Source organism: Wenzhouxiangella marina (assembly GCF_001187785.1).
Lineage (GTDB): Bacteria > Pseudomonadota > Gammaproteobacteria > Xanthomonadales > Wenzhouxiangellaceae > Wenzhouxiangella > Wenzhouxiangella marina.
The window spans coordinates 898,396-915,859 of the sequence record NZ_CP012154.1 but is presented as its reverse complement, the minus strand read 5'-3'; the positions used below and the strand labels follow the sequence as shown (position 1 = coordinate 915,859).

The following is a 17,464-nucleotide window of genomic DNA, read 5'->3' as shown; positions in this document are numbered from 1 at the left end:
AGCAGGAGGAAGGGACGAAAGCTCGACCTCAGTCCTGCTCGCGGAACTCCGGTGGGAGTCGCATCTTGCGCTGGTCGAAGCGGATCTGCAGGGGCGTTTCGCCCCGCCACGCTCCGATATGCAGATGCGGACTCCGGCTGTAGCCGTTATTCCCGATTCGGGCAATCACCTGGCCGGCCTGGACACGATCGCCCACCTCGACCTCGACTTCCCGGAGGTGCGCCAGCACGAAGTTCGTGCCATTGTCGGTCTGAAGGCGGATCGAGCTCGCGCGCCCGGGCGTCATCCGGCCCGGCACATTCGTCGTCTCGTTGATATGCACCGCCGTGACCGTGCAATCGCAAGGCGAGAACAGGGGCTGGCGCCAGCCATACCAGTCCTCGTTCTCGAGCCCCTGATCTCGATAGGGCCTCACCCAGGTACGCTCATCCTCGGTCTCCAGTCGCATGACGATGCAATCGGCGCCCAAGGCATCCCCCAGGCTCTGGAACTGGCCATCGAAGTGCTCGCTGCAGGTGAAGATGGCATCCACCGGCGGATGGGCGAGGACCGATTCGATCGGATCGGCATGCAGTGCCGGAATGGCACCGACCATGCAGAGCACCAGAACCGGATACTTCAGGGCTTGACCGATGAGCGTGCCCACGCTGAGTTCCATTCAAGACTCGATCCTTCGAATTCGAGTATCAGCCTATCAAGACCGCTGGCAGCCTGGCCACCCGCGAAGGCTGGGTGGCCAGGAAAGCTTCGGGCAGCGAGACGCGAAGACTCCGAGCCCTGTCCATACCAGCAACGCCTCAGCGCTGCAGCCGATAAGCCGGCAGGTCGACGGCTTCGGCGGCGTGCGCTCCGCCAGCGAACTGGAAGCCGTGTCGGAGGGGGCGCAAGCGGCGAGCAAGCAGGCGATCGGCTCGGGTTGACAAGGTCGCCCGTGGCGGGCGTTGCATCAGTTGAAACGAATATGGGATTTGCTATATTCCCTGCAGGGGCCAGCTTGGGAGTCTTTCCGAATGATCAGTGCGCGTGCCGCCAGGACCGGGGTCTGGGGACTGGCGTTGCTGCCCCTGGCGTTGTTCGTCGCCGGCATCGGCACGTCCGACCTGGCCAGCCCGGCAGCCGTGCTCAACCTCTTCGGACGACTCGCCGGCGTGCTGGGCCTGGTGTTTCTGCTGCTGGCCGGTGCGCTGAGCGCGCGGGTGCCGGGCTTCGACCAGCCCTTCGGCGGCCTGACCAAGCTGTGGCATACGCATCACCTGCTGGGCGCGGCCAGCCTGATGCTGCTGCTGGCCCACCCGATCCTTCTGGCCCTGGCCCGGGGCCCCTTCGGCGTCGAATTCGCTGCAGCGCTGTTGTTCCCGCCGCTGGGCGATCTGGCGAGCTGGGCCGGATGGCTGGCGCTGGCTCTGATGATGGTCTTCCTGGCGCCGAGCTTCGCCTTCTTCGGGCGGCCGCGCTACGAGCGCTGGAAGCGTGTGCACGCGCTGGCCGGCCCGGCGATCGTCCTGGCCCTGGTCCACACGGCCCTGTTCAGCCGCAGTCTGCCGGGCTCCAGTGACCTCGTCATCTGGGGAGGGCTATCGCTGCTGGCGGTGTCCGGCCTGCTATGGCGCTTTCTGTTCTCCCGTCGCCGCGCGCGCCTTCGTCACCGCGTCGAACTGGTCGAGCCGGTCTCGAACAATGTGGTGGAACTGACCCTGAAGCCGTTGCAGCGACGGCTTCGCTACCAGGCCGGCAATTTCGTCTACCTGACCCCACACGATCCGGACCTGGCCGCCGGCTGCAACGAGGAACACCCCTACACGCTCTCCTCCTCGCCGCTGGAGCACGAGCTGCGCATCGCCATCAAGGACCTCGGCGACGCCAGCCACGCCATCCAGACGATCACACCCGGCAGCGAAGTCAGCATCGAAGGCCCCTACGGCCGTTTCTTCGACCCGCGGACACCGGATCATGAACCACAACTCTGGGTGGCCGGAGGCATCGGCATCACGCCCTTCCTTGCCCGCTTGCGCCACCTCGATCGTCAGAATGCCGACGTCGACGTCGTGCTGGTGTTCGCGGTGCAGGACGATACGCGCATGCTGTTCAAGGCCGAACTCGAAGCCCTGGCCCAGCGCCTCGAGGGCGTTCGGCTGGTGGTCCACATGTTCTATCGCGAAGGCCCGATCAGCCGCGAGTTCCTGAACCGGCAAGTCCCCGATCTGGCCCGACGCGAGGCCTGGATCTGCGGGCCGCTGCCCCTCAATCACCTGGTCCAATCCCATCTGCGCGATGCCGGCATCGACCGCGCCCGAATCCACACCGAGGAGTTCGAACTGCTATGAAGAAGCTCACCTTTGCCCTGTTCATCGCCTTCTGGGCCAGCGCCGGCACCATCGCGGCACTGGCCGCACTGGACGGCGGCGAGTCGACAGAGGCCGAGTCGGACCCGGCGGCGTCCGAAGCGACCTACACCCTCGCCGAGGTGGCCGAGCACGCGAGCCTGGACGATTGCTGGATGGCCATCGAGGGTGTGGTCTACGACTTCACCGACTACGTGCCCGCCCATCCGACCCCGCCGACGGTGCTGGCGCCCTGGTGCGGCCGGGAAGCCACCGAAGGCATGCGCACCAAGGGCTACGGCCGCGATCACTCGGAGGCCGCCTGGACCCTGGCCGAACGCTATCGGATCGGGCGTCTGGCAGAATGAGGGCGCGCCGGGTCGGACATCGGATCGCGACCGCCTGCCAGCTGGCCGTGGTCGGCCTGCTGCTGTTCGCACTGCCCGACCTGGCCGGTCAGGACCAGGACAGCGCCACGGCAACCGCTGCACCCGGCGGCGCGCAGTCAGCCGAGACCGCGAATTGCCTGATCTGCCATGGCCGCCCGGACGACCCGCTGCTCGACGTTCAGCACGGCGCGCACGCCAGCCTGAGCGGCAGCGGTTCGGATGCTTGCATCGCCTGCCATGGCGCCAGCCTCGAACACGCGCGCCTGCCGGCCTCGATCGGTGGCGCGCATCCGGACATCGTTTTCAGCGGCTCGGCGGCCGCGCCGGCCGATGAGCAGAATCGCGTCTGCAGCAGCTGCCACGCCGAGTCGGCGCTGTTCCACTGGTCGGGCAGCCCGCATCATCGATCCGAGTTGTCCTGTGCCAGCTGCCACCAGGCCCATACGATTCGCGATGCCGCCCTGGACCCGCGCCTGCAGGTCGAACAGTGCTTGAGCTGTCATACGGAGCAGCGCGCGGAGATCCACCGCCCCTTCGTCCACCCCGTGCGCGAGGGTCAGCTGCTGTGCAGCGACTGTCACAACCCGCACGGCGGCACCGGACCGGCGGATCTGCACCGCTTCACCGCCAACGAGACCTGCTATGACTGCCATGCGGAAAAGCGCGGCCCTTTCCTCTGGGAGCACCAACCGGTGCAGGAAGACTGCGGCCTGTGCCACGAACCGCACGGGGCGCTGCACCGCGGCCTTCTGACCCAGCGCACGCCCTTTCTCTGCCAGAACTGCCACATGGCGCAATTCCATCCCTCGACGGCGCTCAGCGGCAGCGGCCTGCCGGGGGAAACGCGTCCGTCCGGCAGTCAATCGCTACTGGGTCGGGACTGCATGAACTGCCACGTCCAGGTGCATGGCTCGAACCACCCGTCCGGCGTCGGCCAGACCCGCTGAGTGGCGATGATGCGCATCGTGACCCCTATCGTCCTCCGCCCACGCGCCGCAAGCCCAGCGGGCCAAGGGCTTGCCCGGCTGGCCTTGACCGCCACCCTGATCGTCGGCACGGCAACGGCCGTCGGCGCCGACCGACCCGCCGGCCAGGCCGACGACACCGGCAGCGCCATCATCGAAGTCGGCCTGGGCCATGTCAGCGACGAGGATTCGCGCTTCGGGCGCTACCGGGGCCTGGACGATGACGGGCTGTTCGGCCTGCTTGGCCTGGACTGGCTCAGGCGCCCGGCAGCCGGCGCTGACGACGGCTGGACCAGCGCCCTGCTGATCATCGATGGCAGCCTGGAGAGCGGTCGCGGCCAACGCCTGATCTCGGCCCGCCTGAGCCAGCCCGGCCGCGTTCGCCTGCAGTTCGATCAGCGCCGATTCAGTGACCGGCGAGCACCGCTCCAGAGCATCCATCGCCGCGACGGGGACCGCCTGGTGCTGCCGCCGGACTGGCAGGCCGGCACCACCACCGACACCTTCAGCCAGCTGCTGCCCAGCCTGCAGGCGATCGATCCCCATCAGACCCGCGATCGTCGGTCCCTGAGCGGTCGCCTGCAGCTCGATCGCGGCTGGCAGCTCAGCGCCGGCGTCCGGGAAGAGCGACGCGAGGGCCTGGGAACCGTGGCCGGACTGTTCGGCAACAGCGGCGGCAACCCCCGCGCCGCCTTCCTGCCGGCGCCGATCGACTACCGCACCCACAGCGTCGACGCCGAGGCCAGCTGGAGCCGACCCGGCCGCCAGTGGCTGCTCGGCTACCACGCCTCCCTGTTCAGCAACGACCAGCCGGGCATCGCCTTCGACAACCCGTTCTCGACGATCGGCGGCTGGGCCGAAGGCTCGGGCTATCCGACCGGGCGCGGCGAGCTCGCCGGTCCACCCGATAACCAGTTCCATCAGCTCCGCCTAGCCACGCGCTGGCGCCTGCCCGGCCAGGTCGACCTGCTGGCCGACCTGGGCGTCGGCCGCATGAGCCAGGACGAACCCTTTCTGCCCTACACGGCCAACCCGGTACTGGCCGAGTCCATCACCCAGCCGCTGCCGCGAGCCAGCCTGGACGGCCGGGTCGATACCACCACGCTCAATCTGCGGCTCAACGGCCGCCTGGGCGAGCGCCATCGCTGGAGCGCCAGCGGCCGTCTCGACGACCGCGACAATCACACGCCACGCCTGCGCCTGGTCGGCATCGGCGGGGATTCCGAGCGTCAGGACCCCGACCCGGTCTCCAGCGCCACACGCTTCAACCTGCCCTACGACTATCGGGACCTGTCGCTGGGTCTGAAACTCGACAGTCGCTGGAACTCCACCACCCGCAGCCGCCTGGGCGCCCGACTGAGGCGAACCGAGCGCAGCCTGACCGCGCGCGCGCGAACCGAGCGGATCGACCTCGAAGCCCTGCTCCGACAGACACTGGGACCGCGGGCCGAAGGGTCACTGAGCATGACCTGGTCCGATCGCGGCGGGTCCGCCTACGAGGGCGGTGCCGGTTTCATTGCCAGCCACGACCCGGCCTGGCTGGAATCGCAGAGCCGGGTCTGGGAAAACCTGCCCACGCTGCGCCAGTACCACCTGGCCGACCGCCGCGAACATCGCCTGGCGGCGACCCTTCAGCTGCAGCCGGCCAGCGCCTGGACCCTGGGCTTCGAGGCGGCACGGCGGGTGCAGGACTTCCACGGTGGTGAGTTCGGCCTGCGCGAAGCCCGCGTCGACCAGCTGCACGGCCACCTGCGCTGGCAATTCACCCCGGCCACCGCACTCAGCGCCTTCGCCAGCTGGGACCGTCAGCGCCTCGAGCAGTCCGGCTTCAGCTTCCGGGGGTCGATCTTCACCGAAGCCGATCTGGCCGACCCGGGGCGAGCCTGGCAGGTCGAGCACGACGATCGAGCCCGGGTCGCCGGCCTCAGCGCCGAACATCGCTGGCTACAGGACCGTCTGCAGCTCAAGGCCGACTGGGTCCTAGCCCGCTCCAGCGGCACCATCGACACCGTGGTCGGCGCCGCCCTGAGCGCCGAAGCCCTGCCGGAACTGCGCACCCGACTGAGCACCCTCGCCCTGCAAGCGAGCTGGACCTTCACGCCGCGACTGATCGGACGTCTGCGCTACTGGCGCGAGGACTTCGCCAGCCGCGACTGGGCCATCGACGGCGTCGCCGTCGACCAGCTGGCCAACATCCTCCTGCCCGGCGAAGCCAGCCCCGACGAAACCGTTCATGTGATCGGCATGTCCTTGCAGTGGCAGCTGGGCAGAGGGAACTGACCCGGTCGCCCGCTCACCGTCCGCCGGCGAACGCTTGCATTTCGCATGCAGTGACCGCATATTGCGGTCATGAGCAAGAACATCACCATTCGAGACGTCCCCGAGCAAGCCCGCGATCGGCTGGCGGCCCGCGCGGCCAGCGCCGGCCAGTCCCTGCAGAGCTATCTCAGAGCGCGGCTGATCGAACTGGCCGATCGCCCCGACCGGAGCGACCTGCTGCGGCAGATTCATGAGCGCAAGCGAGCCAACCCGATTCAGCTGGACGCAGAGCGCATCATCGAGTTACGCGACCAGGATCGACGTTGAAGCGCGTTCTCGACGCCAGCGTGCTGGTCGCCGCCCTGGTCGACAGCGGCCCCGCAGGACAATGGGCCGAGCAACTATTGAGCAGCGCCAGCCTCTGCGGCCCGCAGATTCTCCCGGTGGAAACCGCCAACATTCTGCGCCGGGCGGAGCTGGCCGGCGACCTGGACGCGACGGCAGCCTCCCTGGCCCACCATACGCTCTGCGCGCTCCCCATGACCCTGTTCGACTACGAACCCCTGGCAGACCGGGTCTGGGCTCTGCGCCACAATCTGACCGCTTACGATGCCAATTACGTGGCCCTGGCCGAAGCGCTTGACTGCGAGTTGGCCACGCTGGACCGGCGACTGGCGAAGGCGAGCGGGCCCCTGTGTCGTTTCCTGCTTCCGCCGCAGGAGCCGCTGCAAGACCCTGGTCGAGCCTGATCCCGGGCGGGCTCAGCCACACCCCTTACCCACTCGATAGCGCTGAACGATCCGTGGGGGCTGGCCCACTTCAATCTCCGAATGCAGTTGACCGCCGTTGGCCCGAATCATGCGCGCTGAAGCCGCATTGTCCCGATAGCAGTGGATGTACAGCTCCGCCATGCCTCGCTGCCAGGCCCGGCCGATGGTCAGCGCCATCAGCTCCGAACCCAGACCCTCGCCCCGTCGTGACGGGCGAACGCCCAGGCCGATGTGGCCACCGACCTCGCGAATGGCCTCGTTCAGCGCATGGCGCAGGTTGGACACGCCGATGATCTCGTCGCCCTCGACCAGCCAGTAGGTGGAGCTCGGCACTCGACCCTCGGGCAGATTTCGCCCCGCGCGTAGATCGTCCAGACGCACCAGGAGGGCCGAAAAATCCGAGGCGTCGAAATCCAGCGGAAACGGGTAGCGCTCCTCTTGCCCGAGTTCGTCGAGGTAGCGCAGGTAACTCGCCTCGTAACGAGGCGTAGGGTCAATCAGGACGCGCGGCGGAGAAGGACTTCGGTCCGATGCCATGGGATCAATTCAGGGTCTCCTGGCCCATCGTGTGACGTCGCTTGGCGGCTGCGTAGCAGTCAACGCAGACGATGGCGAGGTCATTGAAATCCTGAAAGGCCTCGGTCATGCCGCCTTCGCGCTCGAAAACATCCTCGCAGTCGTAGCACCAGGCCTGCAGGTCCTCCGGGTCGCTGCTGTTCTCGATAAAGCCCAGGGGGCCGGCATCCCGAAGCAGCAGGTGCCGACAGAGCACGGCCGCAAGGCGCTCGCCGTGCTCCCCACAGTTGACCATCAGGGGTTTCGAGTCACTCATGTCGGACTTGGATCTGGGTGACGATCAGGAGAACAGCCCGGAGAAGAACTCGGTGATGCCTTCGACGATCGCCAGCAGGCCTTCCAGGATCGCTTCGAAGAAGCCTGAAATCATGTCGACGATGCCCTCGCCGGACAGGATGACCGGCGTGGCCAGACCGGCGACGGACACCAGCAGGGCGCTGATCGCGATGACGTGCAGGCCCACGATCAGCATGAAGCAGGCGGAGCCCAGCAGCAGCAGGGCCATCATTGCGTTGAGCAACTTCATGCCGATGGATCGATCAGAGCGCCTTTTCATGGTGAAATCTCCGCTGAACGGGCTTGCAGCATAGCAAAAGGAATGAACGCTTCGGTGTCGAGGATCCGACCGTCCTCGCCGAGCCGACCTGCTACCTGCAGACCATGCTTTCGCCGTCCTCCAGCACTCGAAGATTGGTCACGATGATTCGGGGAATGGGATGCGGCCACATTTCATACAGCCCGCCGCCGGCCATCACGGGACAGCTGCTGGTGTAGTGCCGCTTCCCCTGAGCGTCCACCATGTAGAGATCGAACTTGACGGTCTGCGGGAGCTGGCTCTGGATGGACATCATGATGCCCCTGCCATCCATTTCGCTCATCGAGAAGCTCAACGTGCCCTCACCGGCAGCGTCTGTCTCCGAGACGTCCAGGACTTCGACCTTGCTCATCACCACCGCCAGGACCAGTTCTTCGGCACCGGTGACGGAAAATTCTGCACTTGCAGCAGCAGACGGCTCGCGAGTGTTGCTGGGTGCCGGCGCGCAGGCCACCAGTGCCAGCAAGCACGAAAACATCAACAGTTTCCTGTTCATCAAAATCCCTCCATAGGCTTCGTGACACCAACGCCTCTACCTTAGCGTATTGCCACCTGGGCACGCACTGCTCGAATACCTGACAGTCCGTCAGCTTTCGGGCGCCCTGCCCGAGTACGCAGTAGGCAGGCTTCTCAGTGATCATTCCTGCTCCTGACTTCACTGCAGGATGGCCCAAAGCAACGCCGCCACCATCAGCACCGCGAACAGCACCCGCAGCATCCGCGCAGACCTGGGTCGCTTCAACAGAGGGCCAATGATTCCCCCAAGGAGCAGCCAGGCGACATCGACGACGGTGGCCACGAGCAGGCAGACGATCGCTGTGGCCAAGAAGGCGGTACCTGGCTCCGCGAGCGGCAGCAGGAACTGGGAGAAGAGGGCGAGAAAGGCTGCGTAGGCCTTGGGATTGAGCAGGTTGAGAATGAAGCCGTCGATAAAGCGCGGCGCGGCATTCTCCCGGCCGTCATCGCCCTGCACCACGGGCGCCGTGGCGATCTTGAAGGCGACGTAGGCGATGTAGGCGGCACCCAGGCCCTGCACGATCTGGCGGGCAGGCGGATAGGCCTGAAACAAGGCAGCGAGCCCCAGGCTCGCACCCAGGATAGCGACGGAAAGCCCGACCAGGATGCCGAACAGGAACGGCAGCCCTCGCCGAACCCCGAAGGCCGCACTGGTGCCGGCGAGGGCCAGCGGCGCCGGGCCGGGCGACCCCAGCAGCAGGGCGGTCGCCGAAATCAGGGCCAGGACGGCTTCGGCCATGGATCAGCGCTCCGCCGCTTCCGACTGCAGGTAGTCATCACAGACCTCCAGCTCGTGAATCGTCTTCGACGACACGAGGCAGTCGCGCATGGTGGCGCGAGCCCGCTCGTAGCCTTCGCCAAGCAGCACATGGTCCTTTTCCCACTGCGCCCGGCTGGGCCACTGGGCGTAGCCGACGAAGATGTTCGGTCTATTCGTGCTGTGAAGCCTGGAGCCCAGGCTGCCGCACTGGGCGTAGATCGCCTCGGTGACTTCCACCCAGGCGGCTCGAAAGGCAGATTCGCGGCCTTCCTTGACGTCGAATTCATAGACAGCAATGAACATTCGCTTTCCCCCTCGTCTGTTGGGATTGATCGGGCAACGAAGCGACTACCCTTCTGTCCTGCGCGGTCAGAACGGCGTCAGGGATTCCCCAGTGGCAGACACAGGCGCTGGACCCGTTGGTCCGAACCTTCTCGAAGGGGCTCGAGATCACCCTCGGGTCGGAAGCCCAGGTCATGGTACAGCCGGGTGGCCGGCGCGTTGCCGATCATCACGGTCAACTCGACCCATTCAACGCGAAGATCGGCAGCCCAGCTCAGAACGTACTGGAGAAGCCGGCGACCGATACCCTGTCCGCGGAATTCGGCTGCCACCCACATCTGGAACAGATACGCTCGATCCTTCTCGCCAGGAAACACCTTGCCCCAGGCCAGGCCAACGGGCTTGCCTTCCCGTTCGGCCACCAGGGGCAAGTCCAGAGATGGCGAGGCTTTCTCGAGGCGGGACCGCCAGTCCGCGTCGGACAAGCCCGCCTCCCGTTTGAAGGTAGAGCCGAAGACGTCTGGCGCTTCCCGCAGCGAGCGAAGCCTCAGAGCACGGTACAGTCGCCAATCGCCGCCGTCGAACCGTCGAACAGCGACCTTAGCCATCCAGGTCGCCATGCTTGGCACGCACTGAAGAATCAGCGCCTCCGGACGGCAAAAGTTCAATCATTCTCGACCCCGACCCACCAGTACAGACCATGTATTTCCGACTTCGGAAAGGCGAAGCCATGGTCGGCGGATTCGATCCACACGAACTCCAGTAGCTACCGAAGGTGCTGCTGACCGAATAACCGAAATAGCTGCGTCGTGCCGGGTCGGCTCCGTACTCGGACTCCACGTGGGCCATCACATCCGTGCGCGACAAGGAGAACGCCCGAGCACCTGCTCGTCGGGGGACTGCGCTTGCCCCCTGTTCAAAATCCCGACAAGCACCTGGGGCTTCTGGACATGGTTCTCATCGATCAGAGCTCTGGCCCGGCCAGAAACGAGCCAAGCAGAAGGATCGCCCAACCGGCCAGTTGATAGAGAAACGGTCGGCCGGCCTTGTCCCAATGCATCACCAGAAAGACCAGCGACACGAAGGGAAGAAGCAGACAGCCCAACCCCCACAGGATGTGCTCCTGGAAGGCCACGACCAGAAACCAGATGGCGGCCACCAGCAGCAACAGGCCACCGGCAACCACGATGATCATTCCAAGAATTTCCATTGAAGCGCTCCCGAGATTCAGATCGAACCAATGGCGCTCGAGGCCAAGCAATCGGCCATCTCTCCCAGTCAAGCGCCAACCCGCCCAAGCTTACCACCAAAGGCAATAACCGCACCGGCATCGCGGCCCTCGTTCGAGAGCGGATGCCTCCGTTTCTTTGTGGCAACGCTCGATCGACTTTTGTCGCATTCCTTGATGTGTTTATTTTCGTAAATATCTATTAGGAAATTAACTATTCAGGACTTTTGGCTGCTCAGACCCAAGGACAGGAGCAGGAATTGATGGACTTATTGAAGCCGCACTTTACAGCCGCACTCTTTTCGATAGCGCCCTTGCTTTCGGGACAGGCTGGCGCCGAGACTGGATTGGACTGCACGGCAGGTTGCACGATCGAAACCTGCAACGCTACGCAGTGCGTCGTTTACTACTGCCGTGAAGGCGGCTGCACCCTGGTTGGCTTCTACTCCGAAAGCGAAGTGAACAGCGTTCGGGACGACCAAGCTCGCCTTGACTCCGCGGCCTCGTCCAATCGGCCGCTTTTCAGCCGGGGAACCATGAACTGCGGAGAAACCGAATGCACGGTCGCCACTTGTGATGCTGAAGCCTGCTCGGTCATGTCGTTCCTTCAGGGAGACATCGGCCAGATTGGCAGCTTCGATCCAGCCCGATCTTCTTTCGAAGCATGGGTGGACGAATTCATCCTGACGCCCGCCGAGCAACATCGGTAATCGCTTCAGCAGATTCAAGAGCCTTCGGAGGCCCCGCGATTGCGGGGCTTCTTTCTTGTGAAGCCATACCAGCCAGGGATGAACGGCCAGGGACAACGGCCAGGGACGCCCATCAGCACACCCGGCCGCCCAATGCCCCCGTCAGGTACTCCACCATCAACCGCAGCTTCGGCGCTACATGCCGCCTGGACGGATACAAGGCAAACACCCCCAGCTCCCCCGCCCTGTAGTCCGGCAACAACTCCACCAGGCGCCCTTCCTTCAAATCGCCCTCCACCAGAAACCCGGGCTGCAGCACCACCGCATGCCCCTGCACGGCCCCCATTCGACAGGTATCGCCATTGTTCGAATGCAGCACCGGTCGCAATCGGACGCTCACCTCTCCCTCCGGCCCGTCGAAGCGCCACTCGTCGCCGAGGCGGAAATAGCTGTAGGACCAGATCCGATGCTCGACCAGGTCCTTTGGCGCTTCGGGACGCCCATGGCGTTGCAGATAGTCCGGTGAGGCGCACAACACCAGGCGCGTGGTCGCCAGGCGCCTGGCGATCAGGCTCGAGTCGCCGAGCTTGCCGATGCGGATGGCCAGGTCGTAGCCCTCCTCGACCAGATCGACGCTGCGGTCGGACAGGGTGATATCCAGCTTCAACCGGGGATGCTGTTCGAGGAAACCGCCCCAGAGTGGGGCCAGATGGGTCAGGCCGTAACTGACCGGCGCGTTGATGCGCAGGCGGCCCATGACTTCGACGCTGTGCTCGCTGATCTCGGCCTCGGCTTCGGACAGGGATTCGAGGAGCTGGCGGGCGCGTTCCAGGAAGACTTCGCCTTCGGGGGTCAGGGACAGGCGGCGGGTGGTGCGCTGGAGCAGCCGGACACCCAGACGCGTTTCCAGGGCAGCGATCTGGCGGGAGACGGCGGCGGGCGAAAGCTCGAGGGCCTCGGCCGCGCCGGCGAAGCTGCCGACCTCGACCACGGTGGAGAACACCTGCATCTGCTGGAATCGGTCCATTGTTGCAATTTACGAAACAGTCAATGCCGTTTCAAGCCATTTATCCCGAAGAGGGGAATCCATACGATGATCCTCGACACATCGGTAGACCGCTTTCAATCAACCTCTCAAGGAGCACTCCATGAAAAACTCGATCGTCAAGAACGTACTCAGCACCCCGCCCAGCTGGGCCCCGCTGGCCCTGCGCCTGGTCGCCGGCATCATCTTCTTCGCCCATGGCGCACAGAAACTGTTCGGCTGGTTCGGCGGCTACGGCCTGGAAGGCACGGGCGGCTGGATGGACTCGATCGGCCTGTCGCCGGGCGTGCTCATGGCCGCCCTCGCCGGCGGCGCCGAGTTCTTCGGCGGCATCGCCCTGATCCTGGGCGTCCTGGTCCGCCCGGCCGCCTTCGGCCTGGCCATCACCATGCTCGTCGCGATCTTTACGGTGCACTTCCAGAACGGCCTGTTCATGTCGAACAACGGCTACGAATTCGCCCTGGCCCTGTTCGCCATGATGGTGGCCCTGGTCATCAGCGGCGGCGGCGCGGCCTCCATCGACCGACAGCTCAGCCGCGAGGCCTGACAGACCATCGAGGCCAACCGGCCGGGGCGGCCCCTCGCCCCGGCCCCTTCATTTTCGTCGCTCAAGGAGCACCTCATGCGCACGCTACCCAGCCTGTTCGTTTCCCACGGCGCCCCGACCTTCGCTCTGGAAGCCGGCCAGGTCGGCCCGCTGCTGAGACAGCTGGGCCAGACCCTGCCCCGCCCGCGCGCCATCGTCATGGTTTCGGCGCACTGGCAGAGCCAGGGCGTTCGGGTGACCGGCGCGGCGCGGCCCGAGACGATCCATGACTTTCGCGGTTTCGACGATGCGCTCTACGAACTGCGCTACCCCGCGCCGGGTGAGCCTGCGCTGGCGCGGCAGATCGTCGAGCAGCTGAATGGGGCCGGCTGGCCGACCCGCCTCGACCCGCACCGTGGCCTGGACCACGGCGCCTGGGTGCCACTGCTGCACCTGTACGCCGACGCCGATGTGCCCGTGGTCCAGGTCTCCCTGCCCCATGATCTGGACGGGCCCGGCGCCGAAGCCCTGGGACTTCTCCTGGCCCCACTGGCCGATGACAATATCCTGATCATCGGCTCGGGCAGCCTGACCCACAATCTGCGCGACGTGTTTCTGGGTACGCAGAAGTTCGCCTACGCCAAGGAATTCACGGACTGGATCCGGGCCGCGGTGGCGCGGGGCGACCGGGATGCCCTGCGCGATGCACTGATCATGGCCCCGCAGGCGCAGCGCGCACACCCGACGCCAGAGCACTACTGGCCGCTGGTGGTGGCGGCGGCAGCGGGGCAGAACGGCCCCGGCACCCTGCTGGATGGAGGAATGACGCATCGGGTATTGAGCATGGATGCCTTCGTGTTCGGTCGGCTGCCGCCCTCAGAACTCGAATCGATCTGAGAACAGGGCATCGGTCACTGCAAGCCCGCTCAGGGTCAAGGTGTGGCCGCCCGGCGCGGGGTCGTTGGAGGCGACACTCAGCACCTGGCTGGCGGGTCCGCCGCTGGCCGGCGCGAAGGTGTAGCTGATCTGGCAGCTGCTGCCCGGAGCCAGATCGAAGGGCGGGCCGCCGCAGCCATTGCTCAGGATGAAGAAGGGTGGATTGACCGAATCGATCAATGCCACGTTGAGATTGGCCGTGCCGATGTTCTCGAAATCCACGACGATCGCCGAACTCACCGCTCCGATCTGAACCGGGCCGAAATCGACCAGGCCGGGAACGATCGACAGTTCGGGAGCCGTTCCGGCTAGGCCGTTGCCACTGACCAGGAGATTGAGCGAGCCGGCCGGAATATTGGCGGCGACCAGCACCGAGTCCGTCTGCAGGCCGGCCTGGGTCGGCGCGAACCGGTAATCCAGCGTGCAGGACTGGATCGAGGTCAGCGTGAACGGCGGCAGGGGGCAGCTGCCGCCAACGTGCGCAAACGGCGAGCCGGGGTGCTGGATGGCACTGACATGCACGTCCGGGGTGCTGGCGTTGTCGAGGGTGAAGGTCTGGACCGGACTGGTCTGGCCGATCGCGACATCGCCGAAGTTCAGCGCGCCGGAGGCCGGCAGCACGATCAGGGTGGGTTCGACACCCTGCCCGCTCAGATTGATCTGGACCGAGCCTGACTGACCGGGCCCGGCCTGCCAGAAAACGTCAAGGGCTTCGGTGAAGCTCCCCTGCGAGGCGGGTGAAAAGCTGTAGCTGAAGCTGCATTCATCAAAAGGCTGCAGGGTGATGGGCAGGGTCGGGCAGCTGCTGTTGACCAGAGCGAAGGGCGCGACGGCGGCTTCGACGAAAGTGATGGCCAGCGGGCTACCGGAGGTGTTTTCGACGTTGACCGTCTGAGCAACCGAGCTCTGACCGACCTCGACGGTGCCGAAATTCAGGCTCGAGGGAAAAACCGACACCTGCGCCGTCACCGATGCGGCAGCACAGGACAGACAGAGCACCAGGACGATGCAACACGCCCGATCGACGGTCAGCGCAATCGAGTCCATGACCACGCCCTCCAAGGCAGTAGGCCGGACACGGCACCAGGGCCGCCAACCGGCCGGTTGGCCCCTTTAGTGGCTCGAACATACACCCGGCGCACCAGGCGGTCAATGGCCTGGGCCGGAGAGAGCCAGGCGCAGATCGACCACCCGGCTGTCGACGCAGGGCGGCCGAGAGCAGCGCGATGGCCCGGCTGCGCGGGTTCGTACACAGGCTGATCCACATGCTGTAGACCGCCGCGGCAACCACTGCGACGGCGACCAGCTTCAGACCGGCGAGGGCCGCCTCGGCAACCGGCTCGTTGCATGCTCGGGCGGTTCGGACAGCGGTGGGTCCCCTTGCGGATCGAGTGACCGGCCGCGCTCGCTCAGTGCAGCCAGCGTAGCATGAGCCGCGCGTGCCGGCCGGGGTCGGCGAGCAGCGGCAGGGTCGGGTCGTCAGCCGGTCGGCCCAGGACGTTGGCGTGGGTCCAGGTCTGACGATCGTCGATGTTGAACAGGCCGGCGCTGATCGATAGATCCGGCCAGGGCGACCACTGCCCCAGCAGATCGAACACGGCCGAGGCCGGGGCCGCGAACAGGGGATCGCCCGCTTCATCCAGCAACCGACGCTGATCGCGGGTGAAGGTCCCGGCCAGCAGGAAACGCCAGACCGGGCTCGGCGTGTAGTCCAGCGACACGATCGCCTGGGGCGGGCTCAGGTCCGGCAGGGAACGGCCGTCGGACTGATCTTCGCCGCGCATCCACTCGGCGGCCAGACTGAGGCCGAAATCGTCGCCGATCTGCTGCCGGGCGCGCAGCTCGGCGCCTTCGATGCGGACCCGGTCGCGATTGATGGACTGGAACAGCAGGATGCCATCGGGGTCGACGCCGACCAGGGCCCGGGTGGAGATGAAGTCCTGGTACTGGTTACGGAACACGGCCAGATCCAGGCGCGTGGAGGCGCCCCGCCAGCGAACGCCGGCTTCGAGCGTTCGGCCGCGCTCGGGCTCCAGATCGGGGTTGGGGATCGCGCGAATGCCGAACTGCGGAATATCGAGGCCGATGTTGACGTCCGAGAACGGCGGTGACCGAAAGCCGCGGGCGTACTGGGCGAAGACTTCGGCGCCCGAGCCGAGCGGCCAGACCAGGCCCAGTTTGGGCGTCCAGGCGGTGCTGTCCAGATCGGTCAGTGGGGTGTCCGGGAAGGCCTGCTCGTAGACCGGATCGCCCTGGCTATCGAGCTCGTAGTACTCGAAGCGCAGGCCCGGGCTCAGCGTCGGCCCACCGCGCCACAGGCGGATCTCGTCGTGCAGGTAGGCACCGAACTCGGTCAGTTCGGTGAGCGGAAAATCGCGTAGCGGAAAGTGCTCGCCGAGCACGACCGGACGGCTCTCTCCGGTCGCGATGACGGTCTCCAGGGCATCGCGGGACTGGCGCAGATCGGACCGGATCAGCTCCATGCCGTAGCCCAGGCGTTGATCGAGACCGAACAGGTCGAATGACGTCTCGAGGTCGATGGCCGCGCCCTGGCTCGTCTCGCGGAAATCGAAGCGGCGGAACAGATCGACGGGCGTGCGGGCCAGGGGCCGTGCCTCGAAGCTGTCCTGCCGGATGTCCGACACCTGGTGCCAGAGGCGCCACTGGCCGCGCTCCCAGACCGGACCCGGCGCGAGATCCTGGTCGAGCAACAGACGCCAGCGCTCGTTGCGGTCGTCGCCGAAGAGTTCGGTCGTGGTCCGGAAGCGGCCCTGGCCCAGCAGCGCGCGCAGGTCGCTGTCGCGCTCGTCCCTGAGGGCATCGAAGCTCAGTCGCAGGCGGCCGGCGTCGAAGTCCCCGGCCAGGCGCAGCAGCACGGACTGCTGGGTCCGATCGAGGCGATCTTCGGGCACAGTGACCGGTCGAGCGGCCACTTCGATCTGCCGGGCCTGTTGATGGGTGGCGGCCAGCAGGCCGCTGACATCGCCGCGACGAGCCGCCAGCGCGGCCGTGCTTCGCCAGCGATCATCGGCGCTGCTGCCGGCGAGCTCGTAGCGCATCGCCTGGTCCTCGCCGTAGAGCAGGTCCTCGGCGTCGAGGAGGTTCAGGCTGACGACACCGCCCAGAGCCTTGCTGCCGTACAGGGTCGAGGCCGGGCCGCGCAGGAGCTCGACCCGCTCGACCAGACCCAGCTCCAGCAGGCCTCGTCCGGAATCGGCGTAGTTGCCGACCGCGAATCGATTGGAAAGGGGCACGCCGTCGACGACCACCGCCGTGCGGTTGCCGCCGACGCCGCGGATGCGGAAGCCGCCGGCTCCGAAGCGCGTGCCGCCGCCGTCGACCTCGACGCCGGGTTCGTAGCGGACCAGGTCGCGGACGTCGAAGGCCAGCTCCTGCTCGATCCGGCTCGCACCGATGACCGTCACCGTACCGGCGACCTCGGACAGGCTGCGCGGCTGACGATGGGCCACCACGGTCAGGGCATCGAGGGCCAGCGCTTCCTCTTCCGAGCTGTCGCTGTGCTGGGCCCGGACCGTGGTGGTCGGGATCGCGCTCAGCAGCAGGGTCATTCCCAGCAGCATTGCAGATCTCATCGAATCGATTCCTC

At 66.2% G+C, this 17,464-nt stretch carries 21 protein-coding genes; 9 read left to right on the top strand and 12 right to left on the bottom strand.

Annotation, left to right across the window (positions count from 1 at the left end; all coding sequences use genetic code 11):
* Nucleotides 1–28: 28 nt before the first annotated feature.
* On the bottom strand, nucleotides 29–658 hold the full coding sequence (locus WM2015_RS03930) for a M23 family metallopeptidase (protein ID WP_049724818.1): 630 nt from the start codon (nucleotides 656–658) through the stop codon (nucleotides 29–31).
* Between the two features lie 352 nt (nucleotides 659–1,010).
* Between WM2015_RS03930 and WM2015_RS03925 the strand changes: the two genes are divergently transcribed.
* The 6 genes from WM2015_RS03925 (at nucleotide 1,011) to WM2015_RS03900 (ending at nucleotide 6,683) form a co-directional block, all read left to right on the top strand.
* Entirely contained in the window at nucleotides 1,011–2,324 is a 1,314-nt protein-coding gene (locus WM2015_RS03925) for a ferredoxin reductase family protein (RefSeq protein ID WP_049724817.1), read from the top strand.
* Nucleotides 2,321–2,689 carry a cytochrome b5 domain-containing protein gene (locus tag WM2015_RS03920; protein ID WP_082169415.1) on the top strand — a complete coding sequence of 123 codons (369 nt, stop codon included), beginning with the start codon at nucleotides 2,321–2,323 and terminating at the stop codon, nucleotides 2,687–2,689. The genes WM2015_RS03925 and WM2015_RS03920 overlap by 4 nt, the downstream gene beginning before the upstream one ends.
* Complete coding sequence (locus WM2015_RS03915) at nucleotides 2,686–3,657, top strand: DmsE family decaheme c-type cytochrome (protein WP_049724816.1); 972 nt, start codon at nucleotides 2,686–2,688, stop codon at nucleotides 3,655–3,657. The genes WM2015_RS03920 and WM2015_RS03915 overlap by 4 nt, the downstream gene beginning before the upstream one ends.
* An 84-nt stretch (nucleotides 3,658–3,741) precedes the next feature.
* Nucleotides 3,742–5,955: an MtrB/PioB family decaheme-associated outer membrane protein gene (locus tag WM2015_RS03910; RefSeq protein ID WP_049724815.1), complete on the top strand. Its 2,214-nt coding sequence runs from the start codon at nucleotides 3,742–3,744 to the stop codon at nucleotides 5,953–5,955.
* Nucleotides 5,956–6,024: 69 nt separating this feature from the next.
* Nucleotides 6,025–6,261 (top strand): FitA-like ribbon-helix-helix domain-containing protein, encoded by a 237-nt coding sequence (locus WM2015_RS03905; RefSeq protein WP_049724814.1) that lies wholly within the window; start codon nucleotides 6,025–6,027, stop codon nucleotides 6,259–6,261.
* Nucleotides 6,258–6,683 (top strand): type II toxin-antitoxin system VapC family toxin, encoded by a 426-nt coding sequence (locus WM2015_RS03900; RefSeq protein WP_049724813.1) that lies wholly within the window; start codon nucleotides 6,258–6,260, stop codon nucleotides 6,681–6,683. The genes WM2015_RS03905 and WM2015_RS03900 overlap by 4 nt, the downstream gene beginning before the upstream one ends.
* Nucleotides 6,684–6,695: 12 nt before the next feature.
* Here the strand turns inward: WM2015_RS03900 and WM2015_RS03895 are convergent, their stop codons facing one another.
* The 8 genes from WM2015_RS03895 to WM2015_RS16120 all read right to left on the bottom strand — a co-directional run bounded on the left by WM2015_RS03895 (nucleotide 6,696) and on the right by WM2015_RS16120 (nucleotide 10,694).
* Nucleotides 6,696–7,241: a GNAT family N-acetyltransferase gene (locus WM2015_RS03895; RefSeq protein ID WP_049724812.1), complete on the bottom strand. Its 546-nt coding sequence runs from the start codon at nucleotides 7,239–7,241 to the stop codon at nucleotides 6,696–6,698.
* A gap of 4 nt (nucleotides 7,242–7,245) precedes the next feature.
* Nucleotides 7,246–7,536, bottom strand: coding sequence for a hypothetical protein (locus WM2015_RS03890; RefSeq protein ID WP_049724811.1), 291 nt, complete (start codon nucleotides 7,534–7,536; stop codon nucleotides 7,246–7,248).
* A gap of 24 nt (nucleotides 7,537–7,560) precedes the next feature.
* Nucleotides 7,561–7,836, bottom strand: a complete 276-nt coding sequence (locus WM2015_RS03885; RefSeq protein WP_156200824.1) for a hypothetical protein — start codon at nucleotides 7,834–7,836, stop codon at nucleotides 7,561–7,563.
* Nucleotides 7,837–7,927: 91 nt separating this feature from the next.
* Complete coding sequence (locus WM2015_RS03880; protein WP_156200822.1) at nucleotides 7,928–8,371, bottom strand: hypothetical protein; 444 nt, start codon at nucleotides 8,369–8,371, stop codon at nucleotides 7,928–7,930.
* A gap of 159 nt (nucleotides 8,372–8,530) precedes the next feature.
* Entirely contained in the window at nucleotides 8,531–9,130 is a 600-nt protein-coding gene (locus WM2015_RS03875; protein WP_049724808.1) for a LysE family translocator, read from the bottom strand.
* A 3-nt stretch (nucleotides 9,131–9,133) separates the two neighbouring features.
* The gene (locus WM2015_RS03870; RefSeq protein ID WP_049724807.1) at nucleotides 9,134–9,454 is read right to left on the bottom strand and encodes a putative quinol monooxygenase; all 321 of its coding nucleotides are present in this window, start codon (nucleotides 9,452–9,454) and stop codon (nucleotides 9,134–9,136) included.
* 77 nt (nucleotides 9,455–9,531) lie between these two features.
* Entirely contained in the window at nucleotides 9,532–9,918 is a 387-nt protein-coding gene (locus WM2015_RS03865) for a GNAT family N-acetyltransferase (RefSeq protein ID WP_169751093.1), read from the bottom strand.
* Between the two features lie 479 nt (nucleotides 9,919–10,397).
* Nucleotides 10,398–10,694, bottom strand: coding sequence for a hypothetical protein (locus WM2015_RS16120; protein ID WP_183971433.1), 297 nt, complete (start codon nucleotides 10,692–10,694; stop codon nucleotides 10,398–10,400).
* A gap of 230 nt (nucleotides 10,695–10,924) precedes the next feature.
* Here WM2015_RS16120 and WM2015_RS03855 point away from each other — a divergent pair, with 230 nt between their 5' ends.
* Nucleotides 10,925–11,371: a hypothetical protein gene (locus WM2015_RS03855; RefSeq protein WP_156200818.1), complete on the top strand. Its 447-nt coding sequence runs from the start codon at nucleotides 10,925–10,927 to the stop codon at nucleotides 11,369–11,371.
* A 112-nt stretch (nucleotides 11,372–11,483) separates the two neighbouring features.
* Here WM2015_RS03855 and WM2015_RS03850 read toward each other — a convergent pair whose 3' ends face one another.
* Nucleotides 11,484–12,377 (bottom strand): LysR family transcriptional regulator, encoded by an 894-nt coding sequence (locus WM2015_RS03850; protein WP_049724805.1) that lies wholly within the window; start codon nucleotides 12,375–12,377, stop codon nucleotides 11,484–11,486.
* 121 nt (nucleotides 12,378–12,498) lie between these two features.
* Here WM2015_RS03850 and WM2015_RS03845 point away from each other — a divergent pair, with 121 nt between their 5' ends.
* Entirely contained in the window at nucleotides 12,499–12,942 is a 444-nt protein-coding gene (locus WM2015_RS03845; protein ID WP_049724804.1) for a DoxX family protein, read from the top strand.
* Between the two features lie 75 nt (nucleotides 12,943–13,017).
* Nucleotides 13,018–13,818 carry a DODA-type extradiol aromatic ring-opening family dioxygenase gene (locus WM2015_RS03840; RefSeq protein ID WP_049724803.1) on the top strand — a complete coding sequence of 267 codons (801 nt, stop codon included), beginning with the start codon at nucleotides 13,018–13,020 and terminating at the stop codon, nucleotides 13,816–13,818.
* On the opposite strand, the gene WM2015_RS03835 is transcribed toward WM2015_RS03840, so the two are convergent.
* Nucleotides 13,798–14,904 (bottom strand): choice-of-anchor D domain-containing protein, encoded by a 1,107-nt coding sequence (locus tag WM2015_RS03835; protein WP_049724802.1) that lies wholly within the window; start codon nucleotides 14,902–14,904, stop codon nucleotides 13,798–13,800. The two genes, WM2015_RS03840 and WM2015_RS03835, sit on opposite strands and share 21 nt — an antisense overlap.
* Before the next feature lie 362 nt (nucleotides 14,905–15,266).
* Entirely contained in the window at nucleotides 15,267–17,450 is a 2,184-nt protein-coding gene (locus tag WM2015_RS03830) for a TonB-dependent receptor domain-containing protein (RefSeq protein WP_156200816.1), read from the bottom strand.
* Between the last annotated feature and the right edge of the window lie 14 nt (nucleotides 17,451–17,464).